The organism is Bifidobacterium sp. ESL1118, assembly GCF_058505595.1.
The window spans coordinates 1581467-1606312 of record NZ_CP196371.1 but is presented as its reverse complement, the minus strand read 5'-3'; the positions used below and the strand labels follow the sequence as shown (position 1 = coordinate 1606312).

The window sequence follows — 24846 nt, the reverse complement described above, 5'->3', positions numbered from 1 at the left end:
GATTATGGAAGCTAAAGCAATTGCACGTCACGTCCGCGTGACGCCACGCAAGGCTCGCCGCATGGTCGACCTCATCCGAGGCAAGCATGTGACGGAAGCCGAGACCATATTGAAATTCGCTCCGCAAGACGCATCGGATCCGGTGCTTAAGGTCTTGAAGAGTGCCACCGCAAACGCGCGAGTCAAGGCTGAGAAGGCTGGCGAGCCGTTTAAGGAGAACGATTTGGTGGTTAAGGAAACCTACGTGGATGAGGGTGTGACGCTCAAGCGTTTCCGCGCTCGTGCACAGGGCAGGGCAGGACGCATCAACAAGCGTACCAGCCACATCACCGTCGTTGTCGCCAGCAAGGAAGGAGAGCGCTGATGGGCCAGAAGATCAATCCATTAGGCTATCGTCTGGGCATCACCGAAGACCATCGTTCCAAGTGGTTCTCCGACTCGGTCAAGCCGGGTGAACGTTACAGCGATTTCGTGCTAGAAGACGATAAGATTCGCAAGGCCATGAACAAGGATCTCGAGCGTGCGGGTGTTTCTCGCATCAACATCGAGCGTACTCGTGACCGCGTGAACGTCGATATTCACACCGCACGTCCGGGCATCATCATTGGGCGTCATGGAGCTGAGGCAGAGCGCGTGCGTGCCAAGCTTGAGAAGATGACGGGCAAGCAGGTGCGCCTCAACATCTTTGAAGTCAAGAACGCCGCTATCGATGCGCAGCTTGTGGCTCAAGGCATCGCCGAGCAGCTTACTGCCCGTGTGACCTTCCGCCGTGCTATGCGTAAGGCACAGCAAGATGCCATGAGGGCCGGTGCCAAGGGCATTCGAATCAAACTCTCGGGTCGCCTCGGAGGCGCTGAGATGAGCCGTTCGGAATTCTACCGTGAAGGTCGTGTGCCGCTGCAGACGTTGCGTGCTTTGATTGATTATGGCTTCTTCGAAGCTAGAACAACATACGGCCGCATCGGTGTGAAGGTTTGGATCTACAAGGGAGATATGACTGAAAAGCAGTTCGATGAGCAACAGGCTCAGTCGAACAACAACGGTCGTCCCCGTCGTAATTCTGACCGTCGCCCTCGCAGGAATGATCGTTCCAGTGCGTCAGCCTCCAATGGCAATGCACCGGCTTCACCGGCTCCAAGCGCTCCAGCTGCTTCAACTGCTGAAGCACCTGCCGCAGGTCAGCCTCAAGAAGTGAAGGAGTGAGCGGATATGCTTATCCCAAAGAGGACTAAATATCGTAAACAGCAGCGTCCTGCTCGTCGTGGTATGTCCAAGGGTGGCAACGAGATTTCGTTCGGTGACTATGGCATTCAGGCTTTGGCTCCTGCCTACATCACCAATCGACAGATCGAAGCGGCTCGTATCGCCATGACCCGCTACATCAAGCGTGGCGGTCGTGTGTGGATTACCATCTTTCCAGACCGTCCATTGACTAAGCATGCGCTTGGAAGCCGTATGGGTTCCGGAAAAGGTACTCCGGAATTCTGGATTGCCAATGTGCACCCTGGCCGTGTGATGTTTGAGATCGGCGGCGTGGACGAATCGACGGCTAAGGAGGCTCTCCGTAGAGCTATCGATAAGCTTCCTATGAAGTGCCGCATTATTGCACGAGAGGGCGGTGACATCTGATGTCAGTGGGAACCGAAGACTACACCATTGAAAAGCTGAATGAGAAGACCGACGGCGAGATTGAGAATTCACTCAAGAAGTCGAAGGAAGAGTTGTTTAATCTCCGCTTCCAGAACGCCACAGGCAATCTCGACAACTCAGCACGTCTTAAGGCCGTCCGCCGTGATATCGCCAGGATGTACACTGTCCTGCGTGAACGTGAGCTTGGGCTTTCGAAGGCTCCTGAGCAGAGCGATAAGAAAGAAAAGGAGTAAGCGATGGCTGAAAAGCAAGAGCGTAACTTCCGCAAGTCCCGTAGCGGCTATGTCGTGTCCGACAAGATGGATAAGACCATCACTGTAGAACTCGAACAGCGTTCAACCCATCCCCTGTATGGCAAGGTTGTGCGTACCAACCGCAAGGTCAAGGTTCATGATGAACACAACGACGCCCATGTTGGCGACTTCGTGAGTATCATGGAGACTCGGCCTCTGAGCAAGACCAAGCGTTGGCGCCTTGACTCCATTGTGGAGCGCGCCAAGTAACAAGTTCGGCAAGGCTTCGTTGTGCACCGTAACCGGTGCCAGCGAAGAACCGGCACGACTAAGGAGAATCAATGATTCAGCAGGAAACGCGGCTTCGCGTCGCCGACAACACGGGTGCCAAGGAGATTTTGGCTATCCGCGTGCTCGGTGGGTCGAAGCGACGCTATGCCGGCATCGGCGATGTCATCGTCGCCTCCGTCAAGGATGCAATTCCTGGCGGGTCGGTCAAGAAGGGCGACGTGGTCAAGGCTGTCGTTGTCCGCACAGTCAAAGAGCATCGTCGTAAAGACGGTTCATACATCAAATTCGATGAGAACGCAGCGGTCATTCTCGGCACTGGCCGTGAGCCGCGCGGCACTCGTATTTTCGGACCAGTCGGTCGTGAATTGCGTGACAAGCGCTTCATGAAGATTGTGTCCCTTGCACCGGAGGTGATCTGAGATGGTAGCCAAGATCAAAAAAGGCGACCAGGTGAAGGTCATCCGTGGCAAAGACCGCGGCAAGGAAGGCAAGGTCACTCAGGTCTTGCCCAATGACCGTCTTATTGTCGAGGGCGTTCAGATTGTCAAGAGGCACATTCGTGCCACACAGCAGGGTCAGGAAGCTGGCATCGTTCCCACTGAGGCGCCGATTCATCGTTCCAATGTAATGGTGATCGACCCGGAGACGAAGAAGCCGACCCGCGTTGGCGTCAAGATCAGCACTGTTGAAAAAGACGGCAAGGTCAAGATGGTGCGTACGCGCATCGCCAAGAAGTCAGGAAAGGAGCTCGCATGAGTGAGACTACAGTTGAAGCCCCGGCGATGCCCCGTCTGAAGCAGAAGTACAATGAGCAGATTGTGCCTGAGCTGGAGAAGGAGTTCCAATACGAGAACCCCATGCGTGTGGCTCGTGTGCAGAAGGTCGTTGTATCCATGGGTGTGGGTGCCGCGGCTCGCGACTCCAAGCTCATCGAAGGCGCAGTCAGTGATCTGACTGCCATCACTGGTCAGAAGCCCAAGATTACAAAGGCCAAGAAGTCCGTGGCTCAGTTCCATCTGCGTGAAGGTCAGGCCATTGGCGCCTATGTGACGCTGCGAGGTGACCGCATGTGGGAGTTCCTCGACAGGCTTCTGACGTTGGCTCTGCCACGTATCCGAGATTTCCGCGGTATCAGTGGCAAGCAGTTCGACGGTCAGGGCAATTATAACTTCGGTCTCACGGAGCAGTCGATGTTTCATGAGATTGATCCGGATTCCATCGATCACCAACGTGGTATGGATATCACGGTGGTGACCAGTACTAAAGACGATACGGAAGCCCGAGCGCTGCTCAAACAGCTTGGCTTCCCGTTCAAGGAGAACTAATGGCGAAAACCGCTTTGAGGAATAAGTCGGCTGCCAAACCGAAGTTCAAGGTGCGTGGATACACGCGCTGCCAGGTTTGTGGTCGTCCACATTCTGTGTATCGTAAATTCGGCCTCTGCCGTATCTGCCTTCGTGAGAAGGCCCACCGCGGCGAACTGCCCGGAGTTACAAAGTCCAGTTGGTAAATATCGACGCAGAAGGTCCAGTGCCTTCACATGGAATTTACAATGTGAAGGCGTTGGAAACCATTGCGAGAAAGGGCATTAGCCCACATGACAATGACAGATCCAATCGCAGATATGCTTACGCGTCTGCGTAATGGGAGTGCGGCAAAGCATGACACCGTCGTGATGCCGTATTCCAAATTTAAGGCGAACATCGCCGAGATTCTCAAGCGTGAAGGCTATATTTCGGACTTCTCGGCTAAGGAAGCTCGAGTAGGCAAAGATCTTGAGATCAAGCTGAAATACGGCAAGAATGGCGAGCGTGCCATCAAGGGTATCAAGCGGGTTTCAAAGCCAGGGCTTCGCCGGTATGCAAAGTCCGATTCACTACCCATGCCTTTGGGTGGCCTAGGAGTTGCAATCATTTCAACGAGTTCAGGCTTGTTGACCCAAAAGGAATGCCTTGACCGAGGCATTGGTGGCGAAGTCGTCGCCTTCGTATGGTGAGGAAGGAGAGCTAACATGGCATCACATATTGGAAAGCTCCCTGTCGCCATTCCGGCAGGCGTGGAAGTTACAATCGACGGTCAGTCTTTTACGGCCAAAGGTCCCCAAGGCACGGATTCATATACCGTTCCCGAAGGAATTACGGCTCATGTTGACGGCAATGAGGTCATTCTCGATGCCGCCGACGACCTGCGTCCCACCCGTGCCAAGCATGGGTTGGCTCGTGCCATTGTGGCCTCCCTTATCCAGGGTGTGCACGAAGGCTATGTGAAGAACCTTGAGATAGTGGGAACAGGGTATAGGGCTCAGATGAAGGGCAAGGGTATCGAGTTCTCACTCGGTTACTCACACACTATTACAGTGAATCCTCCTGATGGCATCACTTTCGAACTATCTGATGCGAACCATGTTGCCGTCAAGGGCATGGACAAGCAGCAGGTTGGCCAGGCAGCTGCAAACATCCGTAAGCTTCGTGCTCCTGAACCCTATAAGGGCAAGGGGATCAAGTACGTGGATGAGCACATCATTCGCAAGGCTGGAAAGGCTGGTAAGTGATTATGACGGTCAAAGTTTTCGGTAAAGGAAAGTCCGTTGCCCGGCTGCGTCGTCATCGTCGCATTCGCAAGCGCATCAGTGGAACGCCGCAAATGCCACGTCTGGTGGTCACTCGTTCCAATAGGCATATGGTTGCTCAGATTGTAGATGACACCAAGGGTGTGACGCTTGTCAGTGAATCTACGATTACTCATGATTTTGATGGGTTTAAGGGCACCAAAGGCGAAGCCGCCAAACGGGTTGGCGAGTTGCTGGCCAAGAAGGCCAAAGATGCAGGCATTACCGCAGTGGTGTTTGACCGCGGCGGCAACAAGTACCATGGTCGCGTCGCAGCGGTTGCTGAAGGCGCCCGTGAGGGAGGTCTGGCACTGTGAGCGATAACGAAAAGGAAACCCAAGTGGCGCAGGATACTCAGGCGCAAGCTGTACAGGGCACTGAGAACACGAATAATGGTGATAGGCAACGTGGCAGTGAGCGTTCCGACCGTGGCGGACGTCGCGGTGAGCGTGGCTCGCGCGGTGAAGGCCGGCGCGGTGAACGTCGCGGACGTCGAGATGATCGTCATGAAGACGATATGCTCGACCGTGTGGTCACCATCAATCGTGTTTCCAAGACCCGTAAGGGCGGCCGTACGATGAGCTTTGCCGCTCTCGTGGTTGTCGGTGACGGCAAGGGCACCGTAGGTGTTGGCTATGGAAAGTCGAAGGAAGTTCCTGCGGCGATTGCCAAAGGTCAACTTGATGCCAAGAAGAACATGTTCACTGTTCCCCGTGTGCGTGGGACTGTGACCCATCCGGTCATCGGTCACGATGCTGCAGGTACCGTGCTGCTGCGTCCGGCCGCCCCTGGCACTGGAGTGATTGCCGGTGGTCCTGTTCGCGCCGTCATGGAGTGCGCCGGTATCACCGATATTCTGACGAAGTCCATGGGCTCCGCCACTGCAGTTAACGTGGTTCGGGCAACCGTCGACGCATTGAAGAATCTCGAGGAACCCGAGGAAATTGCAGCTCGTCGAGGTCTTACGGTTGAAGAGGTCGCTCCTGACACACTGTTACGCTCTCGCGCAACTGGTTTGGACGAGGAACGCAAGGCTCGTGAAGAAGCTAAGGCCAAGGCTGAAGCGGATGCAGCAAAGGATGGTGAGTGATGGCTCAGCTGAAAATTACCCTCACCAAGGGGCTTGTGAATCGTAAGCCTTCGCAACGCGCTACGGTGCGTACGCTTGGCCTGCACAAGATCGGTCAGTCTGTGGTACGTGAAGACACTCCGGAGACTCGTGGACAGATTTTGGCGATTCGTCATCTCATTACCGTTGAGGAGGTCTGATATGGCAGAAGAAGAGAACACAATTTTGCAGATGCATGATCTGCGTCCTGCTCCTGGTGCCAAAAAGAATCGTATCCGTGTTGGTCGCGGCGAAGGTTCCAAAGGTAAGACTTCCGGTCGTGGGGCGAAAGGCACCAAGAAACGTTATCAGGTGCGTCCTGGTTTCGAAGGCGGTCAGTTGCCGCTGTATATGCGTATGCCTAAGCTTCGTGGCTTCAAGAGCCCGTTCAAGACGGAATATCAGGTTGTCAACGTGGATGCATTGGCTGCTGCATTTCCCAAGGGTGGAGAGGTCAGTGTTGAAGATATGGCCAAGGCTGGATTGGTTCGTGCAGGCGAGCCGGTCAAGGTGCTCGGAAACGGCGAGACGACTGTTGCTTTGACGCTCAAGGGTGTTAAGGCATCGGCTTCAGCCGTGAAGAAGATCGAAGCTGCTGGTGGTTCGATTTCACAGGAGTGAGTGCTCTGTGCTAATCGGATCGTCGGTTACTCATAAGCTGACCCTTCTCATCGCCTCGGTGGGAGGAGTCAGCTTTTATTGTTTTTGCTGGTGTTGTTGTATACCAGCGGTGTGCACTGCGTAAGTAGACGCTGTACGCTAAGATTTTCTCAGAGTGTGTGAATAGCGCTGCACAGGTGTGTGCGCGTCAAGGAAGGAATCCCACGTGAGGACGTTAATCCAGGCTTTCAAGACGAAGGAACTGCGAAATAAAATTCTCTTCGTCATCGGTATGATTATTATCTACCGTATTGGTTCGTTTATCCCGGCTCCCGGTGTGGACTACAACAAGGTTCAGGAATGCGTCGGCACGATGAAGAACGCACAGGAGAACTTCGTTGGGCTCGTGAACCTTTTTTCGGGTGGGGCCATGTTGCAGCTCTCGATTTTTGCATTGGGTGTAATGCCCTACATCACGGCGTCCATCGTCATTCAACTCTTGCGTGTGGTGATTCCTCGCTTCCAAGAGCTGCACAAGGAAGGGCAGTCCGGAGAGGCTAAACTCACTCAGTATACACGTTATCTGACCATCGGTCTGGCAATTCTGCAGTCCACCACCATTCTAGTGACGGCTCGATCGGGTGCCCTGTTCAATTATCAGTGCGGTCAGGTCATCCCCGATGGTTCCATCTGGAATCTTGTGCTCATGGTCATCGTTCTCACTGGTGGTACGGGTCTCATCATGTGGATGGCAGAGCTCATCACCGATAAGGGCATCGGTCAGGGCATGTCCATTTTGATTTTTATGTCCATCTGCTCTGGCTTCCTTCCGCAGCTTTGGCAGATCGGGTGGGGTACAAATGGCAAGAACGGCAACTGGAAGGCATTCGGCATCGTCACGGCGGTCCTGATTGTCATCCTGGTCATCGTCGATTATGTCGAGCTGGCACAGCGTCGCATTCCGGTGCAATATACCCGTAGAATGGTAGGCCGCAAGATGTACGGCGGCTCTTCAACGTATTTGCCCTTGAAGATTAATATGAGCGGTGTGATTCCTCCAATCTTTGCGTCTTCGATTCTGGCCATTCCGACATTGATCGCGCAGTTCGGCAAGAGCGATCAGTCATGGGTGAAGTGGATCAACACCAATCTGGCCAACACCACATCGTGGGTATACATCCTTCTGTATTCACTGATGATCGTGGCCTTCTGCTTCTTCTACACGTCCATCACATTCGACCCAGACGAGACCGCAGACAATATGAAACAATATGGTGGTTTCATTCCAGGTATTCGTGCAGGTAGTGCCACCAGCCGTTACTTGCAGTATGTGATGAACAGGCTCAATACTGTCGGTTCAATCTATCTTTTGTTCGTGGCACTTATTCCGACGATGCTCATTATGGCGCTGAAACTCAACAGCAAGCTTCCGTTCGGTGGCACCACCATCCTCATCATCGCAGGTGTGGGTCTCGATACGCTGCGCCAGGCCAAGGCGCAGACCGAACAGTTCCAATACACTGGCTTCTTGCTGGAGGATTCCGATCACACAGAAGGCAAGGATGTCAAGTCATCCAAGAAGAAGGTGTCGTCCAAGACTAAGCCGTCTACGGTTTCGGCTGCCGACACTGATGGAACAGCGCAAGTGGAGAACACCGAGTCGGTGTCTTCGTCAGGTGACTCTTCGAACACCCCAACAGAGGAGCGCACTTCAGGCATGCGTTTGATTATCATGGGGCCCCAAGGTGTAGGCAAAGGTACACAGGCAGAACTTCTGGCCAAGCATTATGGCATTCCGCATATTTCAACAGGCGACATCTTCCGCGAGAACCTCAAAAACGATACTGAGCTTGGTCGAGAGGCCAAACAATATACTGACAAGGGCGAGTTGGTCCCCGATGAGCTCACCGACCGAATCGTGGCTGACAGGCTCGCTCAGGACGATGCCAAGAACGGCTGGATTCTCGACGGCTATCCACGCAATGCCGAACAGGTGAAGGCATTGGACGCAGTCTTGGAGAAAAACAGTGAGAAGCTCAGTGATGTTGTGGCGCTCGACGCAGACCGAGATATCCTTATGGAACGCATGGCCAAGAGGGCAAAGGCTGAGGGTCGTGCCGACGACACGCCGGAAGCCATTGAAGTAAGGCTCAAGACCTATGAGGAGCAGACAGCGCCCCTGCTCGATACCTACGAGTCACGAGGTTCGTTGTTGTCTCTGGATGGAAGCGGTGACATCGGTGACATCTCAAAGGAAATCATCTCGAAGCTGGAAGCATAGGGGGGTCTGTTCCTCAGCGACAGGCAGCCTGAGATAGGGTAAATAGTGCTACGAGAGTAAAACGACACGCTTGGTGTCAGTTTTTACTGCCATAGCGCTATATTTGTAAGTTGGCGTATCTAGCATGCGCTGTTATTAATGCACGCCAACGAACGGATTGAGGCTTATGGCAAAAGACGGTGTGATTGAAGTCGAAGGTAGGGTAGTGGAGGCACTACCCAACGCGATGTTTCGCGTGGAGCTTGAGAACAAGCACGTCGTGTTGGCCACTATCTCAGGCAAGATGAGGAAGAATTATATCCGCATTCTGCCGCAGGATCGGGTGGCTCTGGAAATGAGCCCGTATGATTTGACTCGTGGCCGCATTACGTACAGGTATAAGTAAGTACGAGAGGTAAAGGAAAACCATGAAGGTCAGCCCAAGTGTGAAGAGGATTTGCGAGAATTGCCGCGTGATTCGTCGTCACGGTCGTGTCATGGTTATCTGCTCGAACCCACGCCATAAGCAGCGTCAAGGCTGAGCAGAAGCTAGACAGACAAATAAAAGGTGCTAAACCGCAGCGAAAGCTGAACCTCGGGTACGCAGGCCCGGGCTGGGAAACCAGAAGGTTTGGTACACACCTGCGAGCAAACAGAAGGAATCGCAATGGCACGTCTTGCCGGAGTCGACATCCCAAATGAGAAGCGCATCGAGGTAGCCCTCACCTATATTTTTGGTGTCGGACGTACCCGCGCAAAGGAAACACTTGCCGCCACAGGAGTCAATCCTGATACTCGCGTCAAGGATCTGAGCGACGAGCAGCTGATTACGCTGCGCGACTATCTTGAGGCCAATTACAAGATTGAAGGCGATTTGCGTCGTGAGGTTGACGCAGATATTCGTCGTAAAGTTCAGATTAACTGCTACCAGGGCCTACGCCATCGTCATGGTCTGCCGGTGCGTGGTCAGCGCACCAAGACCAACGCTCGTACCCGCAAGGGGCCGAAGCGTACAGTCGCTGGAAAGAAGAAAGCCGTCAAGTAGCAGGCGACGCCACGGAGATTCGCTTGAAATTGTCAAGCGTCTTTCGTTTAGTATCAACACATCGTCATTAAGAAACGAGGATTCATGGCAGCTGCAAAGCAAGCCGCGCGCAAACCGCGTCGTCGTGATCGCAAATCAGTACCGGTCGGCCAAGCGCACATCAAATCTACATTCAATAACACCATCATTTCAATCACCGATCCTTCAGGAGCGGTTGTTGCTTGGGCCTCCGGTGGTGATGCGGGTTTCAAGGGCTCACGAAAGTCCACGCCGTATGCCGCAGGAATGGCAGCCGAGTCTGCTGCACGTAAGGCTCAGGAACACGGAGTTAAGAAGGTCGATGTGTTCGTCAAAGGGCCAGGTTCGGGCCGTGAGACAGCAATTCGGTCTCTACAATCGGCAGGACTTGAAGTGGGATCCATATCTGATGTAACACCGCAGGCACACAACGGTGTCCGTCCGCCCAAGCGCCGTCGCGTCTGAAGCACTCTATAAATAATCAGTCCAACTTGCCGATGATGGATGTGAGTGCAACATCGATCAAAAGCTGAAAGGATAATACAGTGCTTATTGCACAGCGTCCGAAACTTACCGAGGAATCGCTTGATTCCCAGCGTTCGCGCTTTATTATCGAACCACTGGAGCCTGGGTTTGGTTATACACTTGGAAACTCGTTGCGTCGAACTTTATTGAGCTCTATCCCGGGTGCAGCAGTAACGTCTGTTCGTATCTCCGGTGCGTTGCACGAGTTTACCACGCTTCCTGGTGTGACGGAAGATGTTACGGAACTTTTGCTGAACATCAAAGGCATTGTTGTCACCAGTGAGTATGACGAGCCGGTCACAATGTACCTTCGAAAGAGCGGTAAAGGTGAGGCGACAGCAGGAGATATTACACCTCCTGCAGGTGTGACCATTGCTAATCCCGATATGCATATTGCTACATTGGCAGAAGATGGCGAGCTTGAGATAGAGTTTACCGTGGAGCGCGGCCGTGGGTATGTGCCAGCCCAGATGAACAAGGGCGATAACTCGGAGATTGGCCGTATTCCCGTCGACTCCATTTATTCTCCGGTGCTGAAAGTGAGCTATAAGGTAGAGGCCACTCGCGTGGAGCAGCGCACGGATTTCGACCGGCTCATTCTCGATGTGGAAACAAAACCGGCAATCACGCCTCGTGACGCAGTTGCTTCGGCGGGATCGACGTTGGTCGAGTTGTTTGGTCTTTTCCGTGAGCTCAACGAGCAGGCCGAAGGTGTTGAGGTCGGCTCCAAAGAGGTCGAAGAGGAAGAGAACCCCGAGATGGCGGTTCCGATTGAAGAACTCAACCTCACTCAGCGTAGTTACAACTGCTTGAAGCGTGAGGGAATACACACAGTCGGTGAACTGGTTTCACACACCGAGCAGGATCTTCTTGACATCCGCAACTTCGGCATGAAGTCCATCGATGAAGTGAAAGAGAAACTGCAGTCCATGGGTCTTTCGTTGAAAGCCTCCCCACTCGGTTTCGATACCAACAATTTGGAAGGTGGCACGTTCTTCTCGCCAGATGACGAGTGAGGATTCCACTGTAAAATCGTTTTGAAGTTCGTTTGGATGTTCGGGCGTATGCCCACCTGGGCGGAGATTCAAGACAAAAGGAGTTATTATAATGCCAAAACCCAGTAAAGGGCCACGCCTGGCGTCGAGCCCGGCTCATGAGCGCTTGATGTTTGCGAACATGGCCACCAGCCTGTTTCGTTCTGGTCGTATTGTTACAACGTTGCCGAAGGCCAAGCGTTTGCGTCCACTGGCTGAGCGTCTGATCACTTTTGCCAAGCGTGGCGATTTGTCTAGCCGTCGTCGCGTGATGCGGGTCATTCGTGACAAGCATGTGGTGCATGTGCTGTTCACTGAGATAGCAGAGCAGATGCAGCAGCGTGAGGGTGGCTACACTCGTATTGTCAAGATTGCGCCGTCCAAGGGCAATAACGCTCCTCGCGCCATCATCGAACTGGTCAAGGAACCGGTGAGTGCCAAGCAGGCTGTCGTGAAAGAGGCCGAGTCCGCTGTCAAGTCTGCGCAGGCTAAGGAAGACGTGGCTGCCGACGACGTCGAGGTTACCAAGACTGAAAATGCAGGTGAATCGGAAGTCAAGACCGCCGAGGCCAAGGAAGCCGTGGCTGCTGATGATGCTGAAGTGACCAAGGCCGAAAGTGCGCAGGCTGAGGAGTCCACTAAGGACGCAGAGTAGTCTCGAAATAGACGAAGATTTACTGTTAAGGGGTCGGAACAATTGTTCCGGCCCCTTTTGTGTGTTTGATGCACTGGTATGTTGGTTGTATTTTGTCCGTTTAGTTCGACTGTAGATCTTGAGTTGGGCGAAACGGATGTTTTTAACCTGTAGTTTGTCTGTTTTCGTGACTGAAAATTCAAATGTGGATTGAACGGACGTTTGGGAGTTGTTCATCGTCTATTTTGGCTGACTGAAGATTGAAAGTTGGACCAAACGGATATATAGACTTGAAATCCTTAGCTAAGGACGGTTTGCACTCTGCGTTCGCCGTTGACTTGTATACTGAGGCAATGATGCGATTGCGACTCGATTTGGCTTATGACGGCAGCAGCTTCCATGGTTGGGCACGACAACCTGGGCTGCGGACGGTGCAGGGAGAGGTTGAGGCTGCGCTACGTAAGGTGTTGCATTGTGATGGTGGGGCTGTTTCGCAGCAATGTAGAAGTGGCGCTGACGAGATACTCAATGGTGTGCAGGCAAAGGCTCCTGGCGGCAATGTGCGGTCTCAATCTGCTGATAAAAGTTTGGCGCGTTCGGGGGAATCAAATTCCGCAGTAAGGCATCATACGACTTCGAGTGAAGGTATGCGCCTCACTGTGGCCGGGCGTACCGACACTGGTGTACATGCCAGTCATCAGGTATGCCACCTCGATGTGGATGAAAAGGTTCTGGAGCGCTGTGTGGGCCATATGCAGGTCAGCGGTGCACAGGCGCTTGAACGGCGGCTGCGTCACATCCTGCCCTCCGATATTGCGTTGCTTTCGGTCTGCACTGCCCCGCAAGGCTTCGATGCTCGGTTCTCAGCGTTGGAACGCACATACGTATACCGCATCAGCGACGGTGGGCGTGCACCTGACCCCAGGATGAGGGGGTTTGTGCTTGGGGTTGAGGGAAACCTTGATATCTGTCTGATGAACCAGGCTGCGCAATCGACCATCGGCTTGCATGATTTCGGCTCGTTCGCCACTGCCAACCCGGGAGGCACCACGATTCGCGAGGTGAAGTATGCATGTTGGCAACGACTGCCTATGAGACCGCTGATATGGGGAAAGACGGATGACCCGCAAGGTCTGTCGAAGGCACAGATGGTCTGTGGGGTTGATCCGGATATGGAATCCGATGGGCGTGGTGTGGATTGTGATTCGAATGGTCCGGGGTGTGTACAGGATGAGGTTGGGCTCAGCCATGACTGTCATCGATATTCGGTGCCTTCCATGGAATCCGGGCTGGTGGTGTTCACCATCGTTGCCGATGCCTTTGCCCACAACATGGTGCGTTCGTTGGTCAACGCCTGTGTGCGGGTCGGACTCGGCAAGAACACTGTGAGTTGGTTTCAGGATAAGATGGAGCATCCGGTGCGTGAGGGGGCGACCGGTCCCATCGCTGCTTGCGGCCTGACGTTGGAGCATGTGGCGTATCCGCAGGAGAGTGAACTCGCCTCACGCGCTGAGACTATTCGTGCCAAACGCACGTTGTAGCCAAACCGGCGGCCAAAATCTTGAATTCTGTGCGTGTTCAGCCCAAATCAATGTTCCATGAGCACTTTTCGGTGAGCTTGGCAGTTTTTAGTTTTAGCGCTTTCCGGAATTCCGCCATTCTCCGTTCAACCTACACCTCGACGGCGCAGAACAGTGCTCACGGAATGAAATTGAACGAGATTTTAGGCACGTCGCCACGCGTGAGTGAAGCTGGGCATGCTTTGTCGTATACTTGAAAAGTTGTCTGTGCATTTGTAAGGCAACATGGATGAATGTCCGAGCGGTCTAAGGAGCACGCCTCGAAAGCGTGTGAGGAGAAATCCTCCGCGAGTTCGAATCTCGCTTCATCCGCCTAGGCCTTCCGGTTTCCACCCCGGAAGGCCTTCTTTTTACCTTGTAGGGTAGGCTCTCGATGGGTTCAGTAAGCGCTGTCACTTCAATGAGTACTGGCCGCTGTTGTTCGGTATTGGTGGATGCTCTGGGTCTTGATGCAATGCCGCAGCGTCCCTTGGTCTGTCTCATGATAAAATGTGATGATTATTACGGGTGAATGACGCAGGCAAAGAGCGAGGATGAGTGCTGGGTTGGTTGTGTCGATTGTGCTGGTGGTGCTCGTGGTCGTCCTGCTGATCTGGGCAGTCGCACTCTATAACGGTTTGGTGACACTGCGCAACCGCGTGGCGAATGGCTGGGCACAGATCGATGTGCAATTAAAGCAGCGGGCCGATTTGGTGCCGAATCTCGTTGAGACTGTGAAGGGATACGCGGCCCACGAGTCAAAGGTGTTTGCGAAGGTTACTCAAGCTCGTTCCAAGGCGGTCGCTGCAGCGGGTAATCCCGGTGCTTCAGCGGCTGAGCGCGTCCAGGCCGAGAATGGGTTGACTGGGGCTCTGGTGAACCTCAATGCAACCGCCGAGGCCTACCCCGAGCTCAAGGCGAACCAGAACTTCCTCGATCTGCAGGGGTAAGCTTGCCGACCTGGAGCAGAAGATTGCCTACTCCCGCCAGTTCTACAACGATATGGTCCTGAAATACAACACCAGGGTCGAAACAGTGCTGAGCAACATCGTCGCCTCGCTGTTTCATTTCGAGCATTCGCAGTACTTCCAGGTGGATGAGGGTGCTAGGCAGAACGCGCAGGTGCAGTTCTGAAGGTTAGACTGTGTAAGTTTGTGGTTCATGAGATGGTTTTATGACGGATTCCCTGGTCGCGGTGAATTTCTGAGTCGGGCGGCGATTTGTTCGATGGGCGGTGGCCTGGCTTATTCGTATCACAATCAGGGTGAGCTGAGCGCAAAGAAAGGGTCGAGTGTCTGCTCGATCCCATAAAATTAATGATAACTATGTCTATTCGGGGTGCGCTCCAAATGTGGTGTGGCAGCGTGTAGAGACATATAGTAAGTAATAATTTCAAACGGGATAATTTCATATAGGAGGTCTCGGCGGCTATGGAACTGGACCTATCGGGCATTCATCAACTTGCATCGGAACAGGGCATTGACCCTCAAACATTGGATGATGCATTAACAGAGGCATTGCTCCTCGCATATAGTAAGACCCCTCACGCTTCGCAGCATGCACGCGTGGAGCTTGACGAACGTGCTGGAACATTCACCATTTGGGCCAGAGACGAAAAACCGGTGGAACCTACGGAGGAAGACCCGCATCCGCGTCCTGAGTTGGGCGAGGAATATGACGATACTCCTCATGATTTCGGCAGGCTCGCCGCTTCGACGGCGCGTCAGGTCATTCGCCAGCTGTTCCGCGATGCCGAGGATGAACGTGTGCTCGGTGCCTTTGCCGGGCAAAAGGGCAACCTCATCACTGGCATAGTGCAGCAAGACAGCAAAGACACGGATAATGTGCACATAGCGGTCGACGACGTGGAGGCCATTCTGCCCAGGCGTGAGCAGGTGCCCGGCGAGCATTATCGCCACGGCGAACGTCTGCGGGTCTACGTTGTCACGGTCGGCCGTGGGCTCAAGGGCCCAGAGATCGTGGTCTCGCGCTCGCACCCGGAGCTGGTGCGTAAGCTGTTCGAACGCGAGGTGCCTGAGTTGGTTTCCGGTGCTGTCTCTATTATGGCCATTGCGCGTGAGGCTGGGGCCCGCACCAAGATTGCCGTGCGTGCCAACACCGAGGGGGTCAATCCCAAAGGTGCTCTCATCGGGCCAGGTGGTTCGCGCGTGCGGGCCGTCATGGAGAACCTCGGTTCCGAAAAGATCGACATCGTGGACTGGTCGAAGGATCCTGCGAAGTTCGTGGCTGCTGCTCTCTCTCCGGCAATTGCAACGGGTGTGACGGTGGTCAGTGAGAAGAACAGGACCGCCGTGGCCTACATTCACGATGATCAGCTTTCCTTGGCCATTGGTAAGGAAGGCCAGAACGCCAGGCTTGCGGCCAAGCTCACCGGTTGGAAGATCGGCATCGAAAGTGCTGAGAAGCATGAGGTCAAAGTCAAGTCGGAGGCGGCTCAGGCCGCAGTGGCTGCGGCTCAGTCCGGCAGCGGTGTTCAAGACCAGTTGGGTGAAAATCGAGATGAAGCGGGGAGCGCAACAAAATCAGAGTAATAGGGGTTGGTTGGTCCAGCGAACACTGTGTCAGTCAATCCACAGTCGCGAGTATACTTTCATACGGTAATTCCGCTAAAAGGGCGCGTCCAGCGCCTGCTACGGCAGAGACGAGGTAACACGATCATGGTCGCACGATGAGTCAGAGTAAGCTCGCCGTCATCGAATATTGACCACGCATGTACGCGTGGCCATCAGATTGAGGAGAAACTGAGTGCCTAAAAAGCGCGTATATGAACTCGCCAAGGATCTTGGCGTAGACAGCAAGACTGTCATGAAAAAATTGAAGGACATGGGGGAGTTTGTCAAGGCACCGTCCTCGACGATTGAGGCCCCTGTGGTCAGAAGGCTGATGGCAGCCTTCCCCAAGCCCAAGAGCGAAGCAGATGCCGCTTCCGGCGCTGGTCATAAATTATCAAGTAAGGCCAAGAAGCCTTCTACGCTTCGCACCGCTTCTCAGACCTCTGCGGACCAGACCCATATGCGTCAGAACGCTGGATCTGCGTCGCAACAGGGGCAGCATGATTCTTCTGGGCGCCATGAGTCTGCCGGCAACGCTTCGGGTATGCAGCAAACCAACGCTCCGGCATTTTCCAGCGGCTCTCATTTCCCGTCGCAACAGGGGCAGCGTTTCGGGTCTTCACAAGGTGCCCGCAGCGGTGGCAAGGGTGACTTCACTCGAAGCCCGGGTCCGCGTCCAGGCGCTTCCAGGGATCATTCACACCGTCAAGGCGAGAGCGGCTCACGTCAGCGTTTCCAGAATGGTTCCTCGCCTCGTCCAGGTGCTGCGGGCGCTCGTACAGGCAACCGTTCAGGAGCGGCTTCGGGGCAGCACAGGCCGCACACCGCTTCCGGCCCACGTCCGGGCAATAACCCGTTCAGCCGCAAGCAGGGCATGCATGTGCCTGTGCCCAGTGACATTCCGCGTCCACATCCCATGGCTCGGCCGACAGTCAACAATGGCCGTGGAGGTCGTAATGGCAACGGCCGCGGAGGATTCCGCAATGGCCGTCAAGGTGGTTCGCCTCGTCCAGGTCAGTGGGGCCATAATCGCCCAGGTCAGGGCGGTGCCAATTCCGGTGGCGGGCAAGGCCGCGGTGGAAGCAGATTCGGTGGCTATCAGGGCGGCAACCAATCCCATGGTCCTTCACGCGGTGGTGGCCGTGGTCGCGGCGGTGCTGCAGGTGCATTCGGACGTCAGGGAGGCAAATCCTCCAGGGCTCGCAAGAACCGTCTGGCAAAGCGTCAGGACTTTGAGGAGATCAAGGCTCCTACCATCGGTGGCGTGCGCATTCCAACGGGCAACGGCAAGACCATCAAGTTGCGTCAGGGAGCCACACTCGCTGATCTGGCTGAGAAGATCAATGTCAATCCCGCTGCCTTGGTTACGGTCATGTTCCATTTGGGCGAGATGGCCACAGCCACACAGTCTTTGGATGAGGCCACCTTCGAGATTCTCGGTGAGGAAATCGGTTGGAACATCAAAATCGTTTCCGCCGAAGAGGAAGACAGGGAGCTGCTCCAGCAGTTCGATATCAACCTTGACGAGGAAGCGGAGCAGGACGATAAGGACCTTAAGCCACGTCCGCCCGTGGTCACCGTCATGGGCCATGTGGACCATGGCAAGACCCGATTGCTCGATACCATCCGTAAGACGAATGTTGTGGCGCGTGAGGCCGGTGGCATCACGCAGCGTATCGGTGCCTATCAGGTCACGGTGAACCTAGAGGGCGAACCCCGCAGAATCACCTTCCTCGATACCCCAGGCCATGAGGCGTTCACCGCCATGCGTGCCCGTGGCGCCGAGGTGACGGATATCGCCATCGTGGTGGTCGCCGCTGATGATGGCGTGATGCCGCAGACCATTGAGGCCATCAACCACGCCAAGGCCGCGAATGTGCCCATCGTGGTGGCGGTCAATAAGATTGATGTGGAGGGTGCCAATCCTGAGAAGGTGCGTGGCCAACTTACCGAGTTCGGTCTGGTTCCTGAGGAGTATGGCGGCGACACCATGTTCGTCGACATTTCCGCAAAACTAGGCACCAACGTCGACAAGCTGCTTGAAGCTGTGCTGCTCACCGCCGATGCATCGCTGGACTTGAAGGCCAACCCCGATAAAGACGCACGAGGCGCCACTATCGAGGCTAGGCTTGACAAGGGCCGTGGCGCGGTTGCGACGGTGCTGGTGCAGTCCGGCACGCTTCACATTGGCGATGCCATTGTGGCTGGAACCTCATATGGACGTGTGCGTGCCATGCTTGACGAGAACGGCAAGGAGATGGACAAGGCCGAACCTTCAACGCCTGTGCAGGTGTTGGGCTTGACGTCCGTTCCCAGCGCAGGCGACCTCTTCCTGGTGGCTCCCGACGACCGCACGGCCCGTCAGATCGCCGAGAAACGAGAGGCTTCCGAACGTGCGGCCCAGCTGGCCAAGCGTCGCAAGGTGGTTTCGCTTGAGAGCCTGAAGGAGCAGTTCGCCAAGTCCGAGGTCGACATGCTCAACATCGTCATCAAGGGCGATTCCTCTGGTTCCGTCGAGGCGCTCGAGGATTCCCTGATGAAGATCGACGTCGGCGAAGAGGTGGGCATCCAGGTGATTCACCGCGGCGTGGGCGCCATCACCCAGAACGATGTGAACCTCGCTTCTGTCGATAAGGCCGTCATCATCGGCTTCAACGTGCGGCCCAACCGTCAGGTTGCCGATCTCGCTGAGCATGAAGGCGTGGAGATCAAGTATTACTCGATCATCTACAAGGCCATCGAGGACATTGAGGCCTCCCTCAAGGGCATGCTCAAGCCCGAGTACGAAGAGGTTACCACCTCCCACTCCGAAATCCGCCAGATCTTCCGTTCCTCCAAGTTCGGTAACATCGCCGGCGTCATGGTGCAGGACGGCGAGGTCAAACGCGGCACGAAGGCACGCATCCTGCGCAACGGGGTGGCCACGGTCAACGACCTGGAGATTTCCTCGCTGCGTCGTTTCAAGGACGACGTGCAGTCTGTCAAGGAAGGCTACGAGGCCGGCATCAACCTCGGCTCCTTCAACGACATCCAGGAGGGCGACATCATCGAGACCTTCGAGATGAAGGAGATCGAGCGCAAGTAGCCTGCGTCGTGCGTCCATTTCCTACTCACTTGCCGGCGTTATGGTCAAGGTGGGGTACGATATGGACGCGAAACCTTGATATTGTGTCCGTTGTGTACACTCGTTGCTACGAGTTGCGGCGTAAGTGCGTACTCAACGGACACGTTTGATTAGGCATTGATTGAGTGTTGACGACATATCGACAGGATGCGCCGCTAAGATTTACCGATAAGTCCGATATATTATTCGATTGTTGCCTTCGGCGGATAACGAGAATGAATGCCGCAGCCGATGGCACACAGCATCGGGCGACCAAGGAGTGAATCATGGCAGGAACCAATCCACGCGCCGCGCGCATCGCAGCGCTTATCCAGCGCGTCATCGCGCAGACGTTGGAGCGGCAGCTGCACGATAAGCGGCTGGAAGGTGTGACCATCACCGACGTGCGCGTCACGGGCGACCTTCAGATAGCCCGTGTATATTGGACGCAGTTCGGCGACGCAGGCAAGGAGCAGGGGGAGCGCAAGCGTGCACAGCAGGCGTTGCGCCAAGCCACCGGCAGGCTGCGATCGCTCGTCGGCGCCAAGGCCGGGTTGAGGCTGACGCCCAAACTGCAGTTCATCTATGACGAGGTGCCAAGCGAGGCCCACGAAATCGAAGATATCCTCACCGTGGCCCACAGGCGTGACGAACAGATTGATAAGAGCCGGGCCAAGGCACAGTATGCCGGTGAAGAGGATCCGTATGAGCATCCGCGTGTGCGCACCGCAGCAGATTTCGAGCCCCACTACTTCGAAGATGATGCAGCGGATGAGGCTCATCATGAAGTCTTTGGCGAGAGCTTCGACAACGGCGCTTCTTCACAGGATTCATCTTCCTCCGATGATGACGACGTTGATGGCGGGAATGCTGGCCAAGGGAATGCCCCTGACTCGGGAGTGACCGTTGGGTAAGGCCGTAAAGCCTTCCGACCCCTCAGGTTTGCTCGTGGTCGACAAGCCGCAGGGCGTCACCAGTCACGATGTCGTTGCGGCTGTGCGCAGCATGTTGCATACGAAAAGAGTGGGTCATGCCGGCACGCTCGACCCCATGGCCACAGGCGTTCTGGTCATTGGCTTTGGCCATGTAACACGACTGCTGAACTACATTGTTGACCACCATAAGACCTACGAGGCCACCATTCGCTTGGGCCAGCGCACCACCACCGACGATGCCGACGGCGATATCGTCTCATGCGTCCCGACTGAACTCAGTGAACTCGCGGATGGCAATGAGGATGATTCTGCCATTGCCAACGCAACTGTCAACGCAACCGTCGATAGGCTGGCAGATCATAACGATGGCAGATATGGCGATGGCGGCGAGGACGATGCAGCTGAGCCGTTCTGCGAGCCTGTTCGTCGGGGACAACAATCGCGTGTGCTTACGAGAGATCAGATTGAACATGCAATCTCGGATCATCTTGTCGGAACCATCGAACAAGTGCCCAGCAGCTACTCGGCCATCAAGGTGAACGGCAGGCGCGCCTATGACTTGGCCCGCTCAGGTCAGAATGTCAGGCTGGCCGCACGCAGGGTTTCCATCGACGAGTTTCGGGTGGTCTCCGTCGCTTGCGCAACTGTAAAATCTCCCGCTGCACAATCGAAGGAACATCTAGGGGCCGACGGTGCTGATGCTTCAGGCGCTGGTGATGGTGGTGCCGATAGTGGATTCCATGAAGGGGGCAGCAAGAATTCCCGTACAGGTGCCGCTGGGAACCGACTCATGCAACAGGAGCATGTGAGCATTCCAGTTGTGGACGTTTCCGTACGCGTGACATGTTCGGCGGGAACCTACATCCGCTCCCTGGGGCGTGACTTGGGTGAACTGCTCGGTGTGGGTGGCCACTTGACTCGGCTGCGGCGCACGAGGATCAGCCGGTTCAATGTCAGTGCGCCGAATGTGGTGCGTGGTGTACGCGCCGAGCCGCATACCTTCACCAACCGTGAGGGCCAAAGCGTGACGAAGAACCGTGCGGTGCTCGATGCCAGTCGCGACGATTTGCTCGCCCGATCGCTGAGCATGTTTGACGCGGCGCAGGCCGTCATGCCCATGCTGCGGATCGATGAGAGCGAGGCCCGTGACCTGCGGTATGGCCGTAGGTTGCATCGCGATATCGCCGATGCATCCACCGACGAATGTGCTTTCGGCGAGGATGAGAGTTGTGGCACCCACGATGCTGATGAAGCTGCCGGTGCCCATGGTGCCGATGGGCAGACCATCACGGCGGCCGCATACCTGCCCGAGACTGGCGAGGTGGTGGCGCTGGTGGAGCCAACCAGCCCAACTGAGCTCAGACCTGTGGTGGTGTTTCCAGCGTAGATATGGTGAATCTTCACAAGAGTAGGTGTGATGACTTCATAGGTAATAACAATTAGAGATTACAATATAGCAATTGTAGACAAATGAAGTATACTTGGAGTAAGATTGTCATTATTGTCGTAATATATGGTTGTAGTTTTGCAAGAAGGAGCGGATGATATGTCGGATACGACTGTTCGGATTCAGGTGCGTGCTGACAAGGCATTGAAGGATCGTGCCACGGCGGTGTTTCGTGGTATGGGTCTCGATTTGGGATCCGCAATCAACATGTTTCTCGCTCAAAGCGTCAACGATGGTGCGTTGCCGTTTCAACCGTCACTTTCGCCCTTCGATAGGGAGATGATGGAGGCGGAGGCCTCGCCAACGCTACATGCGGGCAGCGCTCAGGCCATGAAAGACATTATCGATGCGGTATGAGTTCGACTACCAAGCAAAGTTCCTTCGTGATGTCAAAAGGCTAAAACGGAAACATTACGATATGTCGTTGTTGCTCCAGGTCATTGATGATCTAGCGGTATATGACGCAGAACAGCTGGCGAGAAGGTGGCATGACCACCAGCTGACCGGCAGGTGGGCTGGGTTCAGGGAACTTCATGTCAGTGCGGATTGGCTGTTGATTTATAGGCGGGAGGGTCGTCGCATGGTACTTGTCATGATGACCATGGGCAGCCACGACGGACTTTTCCGCAATCACTGATTGCACAGCTGGAGCCGTTTACATATTGGAATTGTTACGTGGTGTCGTCGTTCCTGCAGTTTTGATTACCATAATCTGCAGTTTGAGGGCTACTTTTGTTCGGAGAGGGCTTTTCCTCGAATAATTGAGACTCGTAAAACCCGGGACTCTAGGAATTTCAACCTCACGGACTTTGCTTTGATGATAAGCGGTTTGGTTGCCGCAGTTGGTTGGCGCAAAGGGTTGGTTTTTGGGGTCAAAACCGTTCTTTTCGGTCAACTTGTGCCTGTGTGGACTGAGCGGGAACTGCGTGGGGCCTGTGTAGGGGGCAGGTCGCTACACAAGCTGCGTGGAAGCGGGTCGCTTACACAATCCGCCGGTCGGCGGCCCAACGGGTCAGTTCGCTGCGGTTGGAGAGCTGCAGCTTGTGGAGCACGGCGCTCACGTGCGTTTCCACGGTCTTGACGCTGATGAAGAGTTCCGCGGCCACCTCGCGGTAGGTGTAGCCGCGGGCGATGAGCCGCATCACCTCCTGCTCGCGTGTGGAGAGCTTGTCGAGCTCGTCGTCGCGCTGCGCTGGCCCGGCTCCTTGGAAGGTGGAGAGCACAAAACCCGCCAGTTTCGGTGAAAAGACGGCGTACCCTTCATGCACCTGCTTGATGGAACTCATGAGATCGGCACCGCTGATGGTCTTGGTGACGTAGCCGCGGGCGCCGGCACGGATTACGGCTCCCACATCCTTGGGTGAGTCGGAGACCGAAAGCGCCAGGAATACGGAACTTGGCGAAAGCGGTTGCGCTCGCGTCAATATTTCCGCGCCGCCTCCGCCTTGGCCTCCAGGCACATGCACATCGAGCAATACCACATCCGGCTTGGTCGCCGCAATCATTGCCACTGATCCGTCCACGTCGGGAGCCTGACCCACGATGTCGAAATGTGGCTGAAGCGTGGAGATGACCCCGGCTCGAAACATCTCATGGTCGTCGATCACCGCGACGCGGATCCGGGTATCGATGCCGAGCTCCGTGGTCTCGGTGTTTTCAGCCTCACTCATTGCTGTCCTTCCGCTTGTTCTGCCTCGCCCGGCTTCACTTTGGCCTGCGCGATCGGCATGTGCATGCGCACTTCCGTGCCCCACTGCGGGCGCGATACGATTTCCGCATTACCCCCGCGTCGCCTGATGCGCCCAATGATCGATTCGCGAATGCCGAGCCTGTCGGCAGGTATGGCGTTCACGTCGAAACCGTTGCCGTGGTCTCGTACGAACATCTCCACTGCGCCGTTTCCAGCCTCACAATACACCGATATCGGTTCGCCTCCGTGCTGCACGGCGTTCAGCAGTGCCTGCTTGGTGGCTGCCAGCAGGGCATCGGTCTGGGCCGAAGGCTGTGCATCTCCCACACTCACCACTTCTATGGGTTTGCCGTGCTCGTCCTCAATCTGCGCTGCAATCTCCTTGATTCCCGCGCTCACTGAATGATCAGGCGGGGTGCGGTCCTGGTAGAGCCACTCGCGTAGGTCGCGTTCCTGGCCTCGCGCCAAGGTAAACACGGTCTGTGGCTCGTTGCTGTGCAGCTGGATGAGCGCCAACGTCTGCAGCACGCCGTCGTGAATGTGGGCGGTCATGTCGGCCCGTTCCTCCTCGCGTTCCTTCAGGGCGCGCTGCACGCCGAGGTCTTTGATGATTCTGTTGAACCACGGCACGGTGGCCACGCCCACGCACACCAGCAGTGCCAGGCCTGCCACGAAGTCGGCCACCGGTGATTGACGTAATACCTGGGCATTGCTGAAGACGAACAATCCATATGCGGCAACGAGCAATGCCACCCCTATTGCCATGGAACGGGATTGTCCCTCCTCCTCTCCGAGGTGCAGCCAGGCCACGCCGATGCCGGCAATGGCCAGCAAGACCGGCGCAATCATGCCGCTGGGCGCCGGACTTGCGGCCAACGCCACCGCCAGAATCACCGCAGCAAGGCCCGCAAGTGCGAACAGCGATGCTTTCGGCGCGTGGTGTATGACATCCGTAAGCCCCTCGTTTTTTGCCGGAGCCCCGTCGGTCTCCTCCCAGTTTTCGGTGGCGGCGGGATTGTTCCCGCGCGATAGCGGCTGTTGGCCAACCGGTTGTGCATTCCTTGCCATTTGGTTCCAGACGGCAATCGGGTCGCCCGCGGGCACGAACACCCAAAGGAAGATGTAGGCCGCTATCCCTGCGCCGAAGAGGATGGTGGATGCAAGGAAGCACAGGCGCACCATCTTCACCGACACGCCCAGATGCATGCTGATTCCACGGCACACCCCGCACAGCATACGGTGCTTTGTTGGCCGCATCAGCGGTAGTCGTTGCGCAATGCCTGCATCGTTGTTCATCTGATTCATTGAACTTGACCATAGCGGCTGTGTTCCACTGCGTCGAGCTGTATCGCGCGCCGCTTCCGGCTGCGATTGGTATGGCTCAGTTGCGTCGGCCCATGTCTGGGGATTACGCGGCCGGCCTTCGCCCATGTACTGCGGTTGGGACGAAACGTGCGAGGAGTCAGAAGCTTGCTTCATACCTCCATTGTGCACGGTGATTCGGATTAGGGGTGGCGATTCATGAGAATATCA

31 protein-coding genes, 1 tRNA gene and 2 pseudogenes are annotated in these 24846 nt (G+C 55.5%); 32 read left to right on the top strand and 2 right to left on the bottom strand.

Annotation, left to right across the window (positions count from 1 at the left end):
- Positions 1 to 4: 4 nt before the first annotated feature.
- From rplV to ACSYSS_RS06305, 32 genes and pseudogenes are all read left to right on the top strand, one after another.
- Positions 5 to 364, top strand: a complete 360-nt coding sequence (rplV, locus tag ACSYSS_RS06460; protein ID WP_491703216.1) for a 50S ribosomal protein L22 — start codon at positions 5 to 7, stop codon at positions 362 to 364.
- Positions 364 to 1203 (top strand): 30S ribosomal protein S3, encoded by an 840-nt coding sequence (rpsC, locus tag ACSYSS_RS06455; protein ID WP_491703215.1) that lies wholly within the window; start codon positions 364 to 366, stop codon positions 1201 to 1203. The genes rplV and rpsC overlap by 1 nt, the downstream gene beginning before the upstream one ends.
- A 6-nt stretch (positions 1204 to 1209) precedes the next feature.
- Complete coding sequence (gene rplP / locus ACSYSS_RS06450) at positions 1210 to 1629, top strand: 50S ribosomal protein L16 (protein ID WP_491703214.1); 420 nt, start codon at positions 1210 to 1212, stop codon at positions 1627 to 1629.
- Positions 1629 to 1883, top strand: a complete 255-nt coding sequence (rpmC, locus tag ACSYSS_RS06445; protein WP_491703213.1) for a 50S ribosomal protein L29 — start codon at positions 1629 to 1631, stop codon at positions 1881 to 1883. Before rplP ends, rpmC begins: the two co-directional genes overlap by 1 nt.
- 3 nt (positions 1884 to 1886) lie before the next feature.
- Positions 1887 to 2153 carry a 30S ribosomal protein S17 gene (gene rpsQ / locus ACSYSS_RS06440; RefSeq protein ID WP_491703212.1) on the top strand — a complete coding sequence of 89 codons (267 nt, stop codon included), beginning with the start codon at positions 1887 to 1889 and terminating at the stop codon, positions 2151 to 2153.
- Positions 2154 to 2224: 71 nt separating this feature from the next.
- Entirely contained in the window at positions 2225 to 2593 is a 369-nt protein-coding gene (gene rplN / locus ACSYSS_RS06435) for a 50S ribosomal protein L14 (protein ID WP_491703211.1), read from the top strand.
- A 1-nt stretch (position 2594) separates the two neighbouring features.
- Complete coding sequence (gene rplX, locus ACSYSS_RS06430) at positions 2595 to 2930, top strand: 50S ribosomal protein L24 (protein ID WP_491703210.1); 336 nt, start codon at positions 2595 to 2597, stop codon at positions 2928 to 2930.
- Positions 2927 to 3499, top strand: a complete 573-nt coding sequence (rplE, locus tag ACSYSS_RS06425; protein WP_491703209.1) for a 50S ribosomal protein L5 — start codon at positions 2927 to 2929, stop codon at positions 3497 to 3499. The genes rplX and rplE overlap by 4 nt, the downstream gene beginning before the upstream one ends.
- Positions 3499 to 3684 (top strand): type Z 30S ribosomal protein S14, encoded by a 186-nt coding sequence (locus ACSYSS_RS06420; protein ID WP_491703208.1) that lies wholly within the window; start codon positions 3499 to 3501, stop codon positions 3682 to 3684. Before rplE ends, ACSYSS_RS06420 begins: the two co-directional genes overlap by 1 nt.
- Before the next feature lie 87 nt (positions 3685 to 3771).
- Positions 3772 to 4170 (top strand): 30S ribosomal protein S8, encoded by a 399-nt coding sequence (rpsH, locus tag ACSYSS_RS06415; RefSeq protein WP_491703207.1) that lies wholly within the window; start codon positions 3772 to 3774, stop codon positions 4168 to 4170.
- Positions 4171 to 4185: 15 nt separating this feature from the next.
- Positions 4186 to 4725, top strand: a complete 540-nt coding sequence (gene rplF, locus ACSYSS_RS06410; protein WP_491703206.1) for a 50S ribosomal protein L6 — start codon at positions 4186 to 4188, stop codon at positions 4723 to 4725.
- Positions 4726 to 4727: 2 nt separating this feature from the next.
- Entirely contained in the window at positions 4728 to 5099 is a 372-nt protein-coding gene (rplR, locus tag ACSYSS_RS06405; RefSeq protein ID WP_491703205.1) for a 50S ribosomal protein L18, read from the top strand.
- Positions 5096 to 5872, top strand: a complete 777-nt coding sequence (gene rpsE, locus ACSYSS_RS06400) for a 30S ribosomal protein S5 (protein WP_491703204.1) — start codon at positions 5096 to 5098, stop codon at positions 5870 to 5872. The genes rplR and rpsE overlap by 4 nt, the downstream gene beginning before the upstream one ends.
- Positions 5872 to 6051, top strand: a complete 180-nt coding sequence (gene rpmD, locus ACSYSS_RS06395) for a 50S ribosomal protein L30 (protein ID WP_491703203.1) — start codon at positions 5872 to 5874, stop codon at positions 6049 to 6051. The genes rpsE and rpmD overlap by 1 nt, the downstream gene beginning before the upstream one ends.
- Position 6052: 1 nt before the next feature.
- Positions 6053 to 6511, top strand: a complete 459-nt coding sequence (gene rplO, locus ACSYSS_RS06390) for a 50S ribosomal protein L15 (RefSeq protein ID WP_491703202.1) — start codon at positions 6053 to 6055, stop codon at positions 6509 to 6511.
- 205 nt (positions 6512 to 6716) lie between these two features.
- Positions 6717 to 8051 (top strand): annotated as a pseudogene (gene secY / locus ACSYSS_RS06385) (preprotein translocase subunit SecY); the annotation flags it as partial.
- 156 nt (positions 8052 to 8207) lie between these two features.
- Complete coding sequence (locus tag ACSYSS_RS06380) at positions 8208 to 8771, top strand: adenylate kinase (protein ID WP_491704259.1); 564 nt, start codon at positions 8208 to 8210, stop codon at positions 8769 to 8771.
- 166 nt (positions 8772 to 8937) lie between these two features.
- Positions 8938 to 9156, top strand: coding sequence for a translation initiation factor IF-1 (infA, locus tag ACSYSS_RS06375; RefSeq protein ID WP_044087820.1), 219 nt, complete (start codon positions 8938 to 8940; stop codon positions 9154 to 9156).
- Positions 9157 to 9178: 22 nt separating this feature from the next.
- Positions 9179 to 9292, top strand: a complete 114-nt coding sequence (gene rpmJ, locus ACSYSS_RS06370) for a 50S ribosomal protein L36 (protein WP_043164480.1) — start codon at positions 9179 to 9181, stop codon at positions 9290 to 9292.
- 125 nt (positions 9293 to 9417) lie between these two features.
- Entirely contained in the window at positions 9418 to 9795 is a 378-nt protein-coding gene (gene rpsM / locus ACSYSS_RS06365; protein ID WP_491703201.1) for a 30S ribosomal protein S13, read from the top strand.
- Between the two features lie 84 nt (positions 9796 to 9879).
- The gene (gene rpsK, locus ACSYSS_RS06360) at positions 9880 to 10278 is read left to right on the top strand and encodes a 30S ribosomal protein S11 (RefSeq protein WP_491703200.1); all 399 of its coding nucleotides are present in this window, start codon (positions 9880 to 9882) and stop codon (positions 10276 to 10278) included.
- Positions 10279 to 10358: 80 nt separating this feature from the next.
- On the top strand, positions 10359 to 11354 hold the full coding sequence (locus ACSYSS_RS06355; protein ID WP_491703199.1) for a DNA-directed RNA polymerase subunit alpha: 996 nt from the start codon (positions 10359 to 10361) through the stop codon (positions 11352 to 11354).
- 91 nt (positions 11355 to 11445) lie between these two features.
- On the top strand, positions 11446 to 12027 hold the full coding sequence (rplQ, locus tag ACSYSS_RS06350) for a 50S ribosomal protein L17 (RefSeq protein ID WP_491703198.1): 582 nt from the start codon (positions 11446 to 11448) through the stop codon (positions 12025 to 12027).
- 332 nt (positions 12028 to 12359) lie between these two features.
- Complete coding sequence (locus ACSYSS_RS06345) at positions 12360 to 13547, top strand: tRNA pseudouridine synthase A (RefSeq protein ID WP_491703197.1); 1188 nt, start codon at positions 12360 to 12362, stop codon at positions 13545 to 13547.
- Positions 13548 to 13813: 266 nt separating this feature from the next.
- A tRNA-Ser gene (locus ACSYSS_RS06340) sits at positions 13814 to 13898 on the top strand.
- Between the two features lie 221 nt (positions 13899 to 14119).
- Positions 14120 to 14699 (top strand): annotated as a pseudogene (locus ACSYSS_RS06335) (LemA family protein).
- A gap of 296 nt (positions 14700 to 14995) precedes the next feature.
- The gene (gene nusA, locus ACSYSS_RS06330) at positions 14996 to 16117 is read left to right on the top strand and encodes a transcription termination factor NusA (RefSeq protein WP_491703196.1); all 1122 of its coding nucleotides are present in this window, start codon (positions 14996 to 14998) and stop codon (positions 16115 to 16117) included.
- 214 nt (positions 16118 to 16331) lie between these two features.
- Positions 16332 to 19223: a translation initiation factor IF-2 gene (infB, locus tag ACSYSS_RS06325; protein WP_491703195.1), complete on the top strand. Its 2892-nt coding sequence runs from the start codon at positions 16332 to 16334 to the stop codon at positions 19221 to 19223.
- A gap of 305 nt (positions 19224 to 19528) precedes the next feature.
- On the top strand, positions 19529 to 20155 hold the full coding sequence (rbfA, locus tag ACSYSS_RS06320) for a 30S ribosome-binding factor RbfA (RefSeq protein ID WP_491703194.1): 627 nt from the start codon (positions 19529 to 19531) through the stop codon (positions 20153 to 20155).
- Positions 20148 to 21563, top strand: coding sequence for a tRNA pseudouridine synthase B (locus ACSYSS_RS06315; RefSeq protein ID WP_491703193.1), 1416 nt, complete (start codon positions 20148 to 20150; stop codon positions 21561 to 21563). The genes rbfA and ACSYSS_RS06315 overlap by 8 nt, the downstream gene beginning before the upstream one ends.
- 159 nt (positions 21564 to 21722) lie before the next feature.
- The gene (locus ACSYSS_RS06310; protein ID WP_491703192.1) at positions 21723 to 21980 is read left to right on the top strand and encodes a type II toxin-antitoxin system RelB/DinJ family antitoxin; all 258 of its coding nucleotides are present in this window, start codon (positions 21723 to 21725) and stop codon (positions 21978 to 21980) included.
- A complete protein-coding gene (locus ACSYSS_RS06305; protein ID WP_491703191.1) occupies positions 21970 to 22260 on the top strand; it encodes a type II toxin-antitoxin system YafQ family toxin in 291 nt (96 codons plus the stop codon). Before ACSYSS_RS06310 ends, ACSYSS_RS06305 begins: the two co-directional genes overlap by 11 nt.
- A gap of 343 nt (positions 22261 to 22603) precedes the next feature.
- On the opposite strand, the gene ACSYSS_RS06300 is transcribed toward ACSYSS_RS06305, so the two are convergent.
- Positions 22604 to 23293, bottom strand: a complete 690-nt coding sequence (locus ACSYSS_RS06300) for a LuxR C-terminal-related transcriptional regulator (RefSeq protein ID WP_491703190.1) — start codon at positions 23291 to 23293, stop codon at positions 22604 to 22606.
- A complete protein-coding gene (locus ACSYSS_RS06295; RefSeq protein ID WP_491704258.1) occupies positions 23290 to 24609 on the bottom strand; it encodes an ATP-binding protein in 1320 nt (439 codons plus the stop codon). The genes ACSYSS_RS06300 and ACSYSS_RS06295 overlap by 4 nt, the downstream gene beginning before the upstream one ends.
- Positions 24610 to 24846 lie beyond the last annotated feature (237 nt).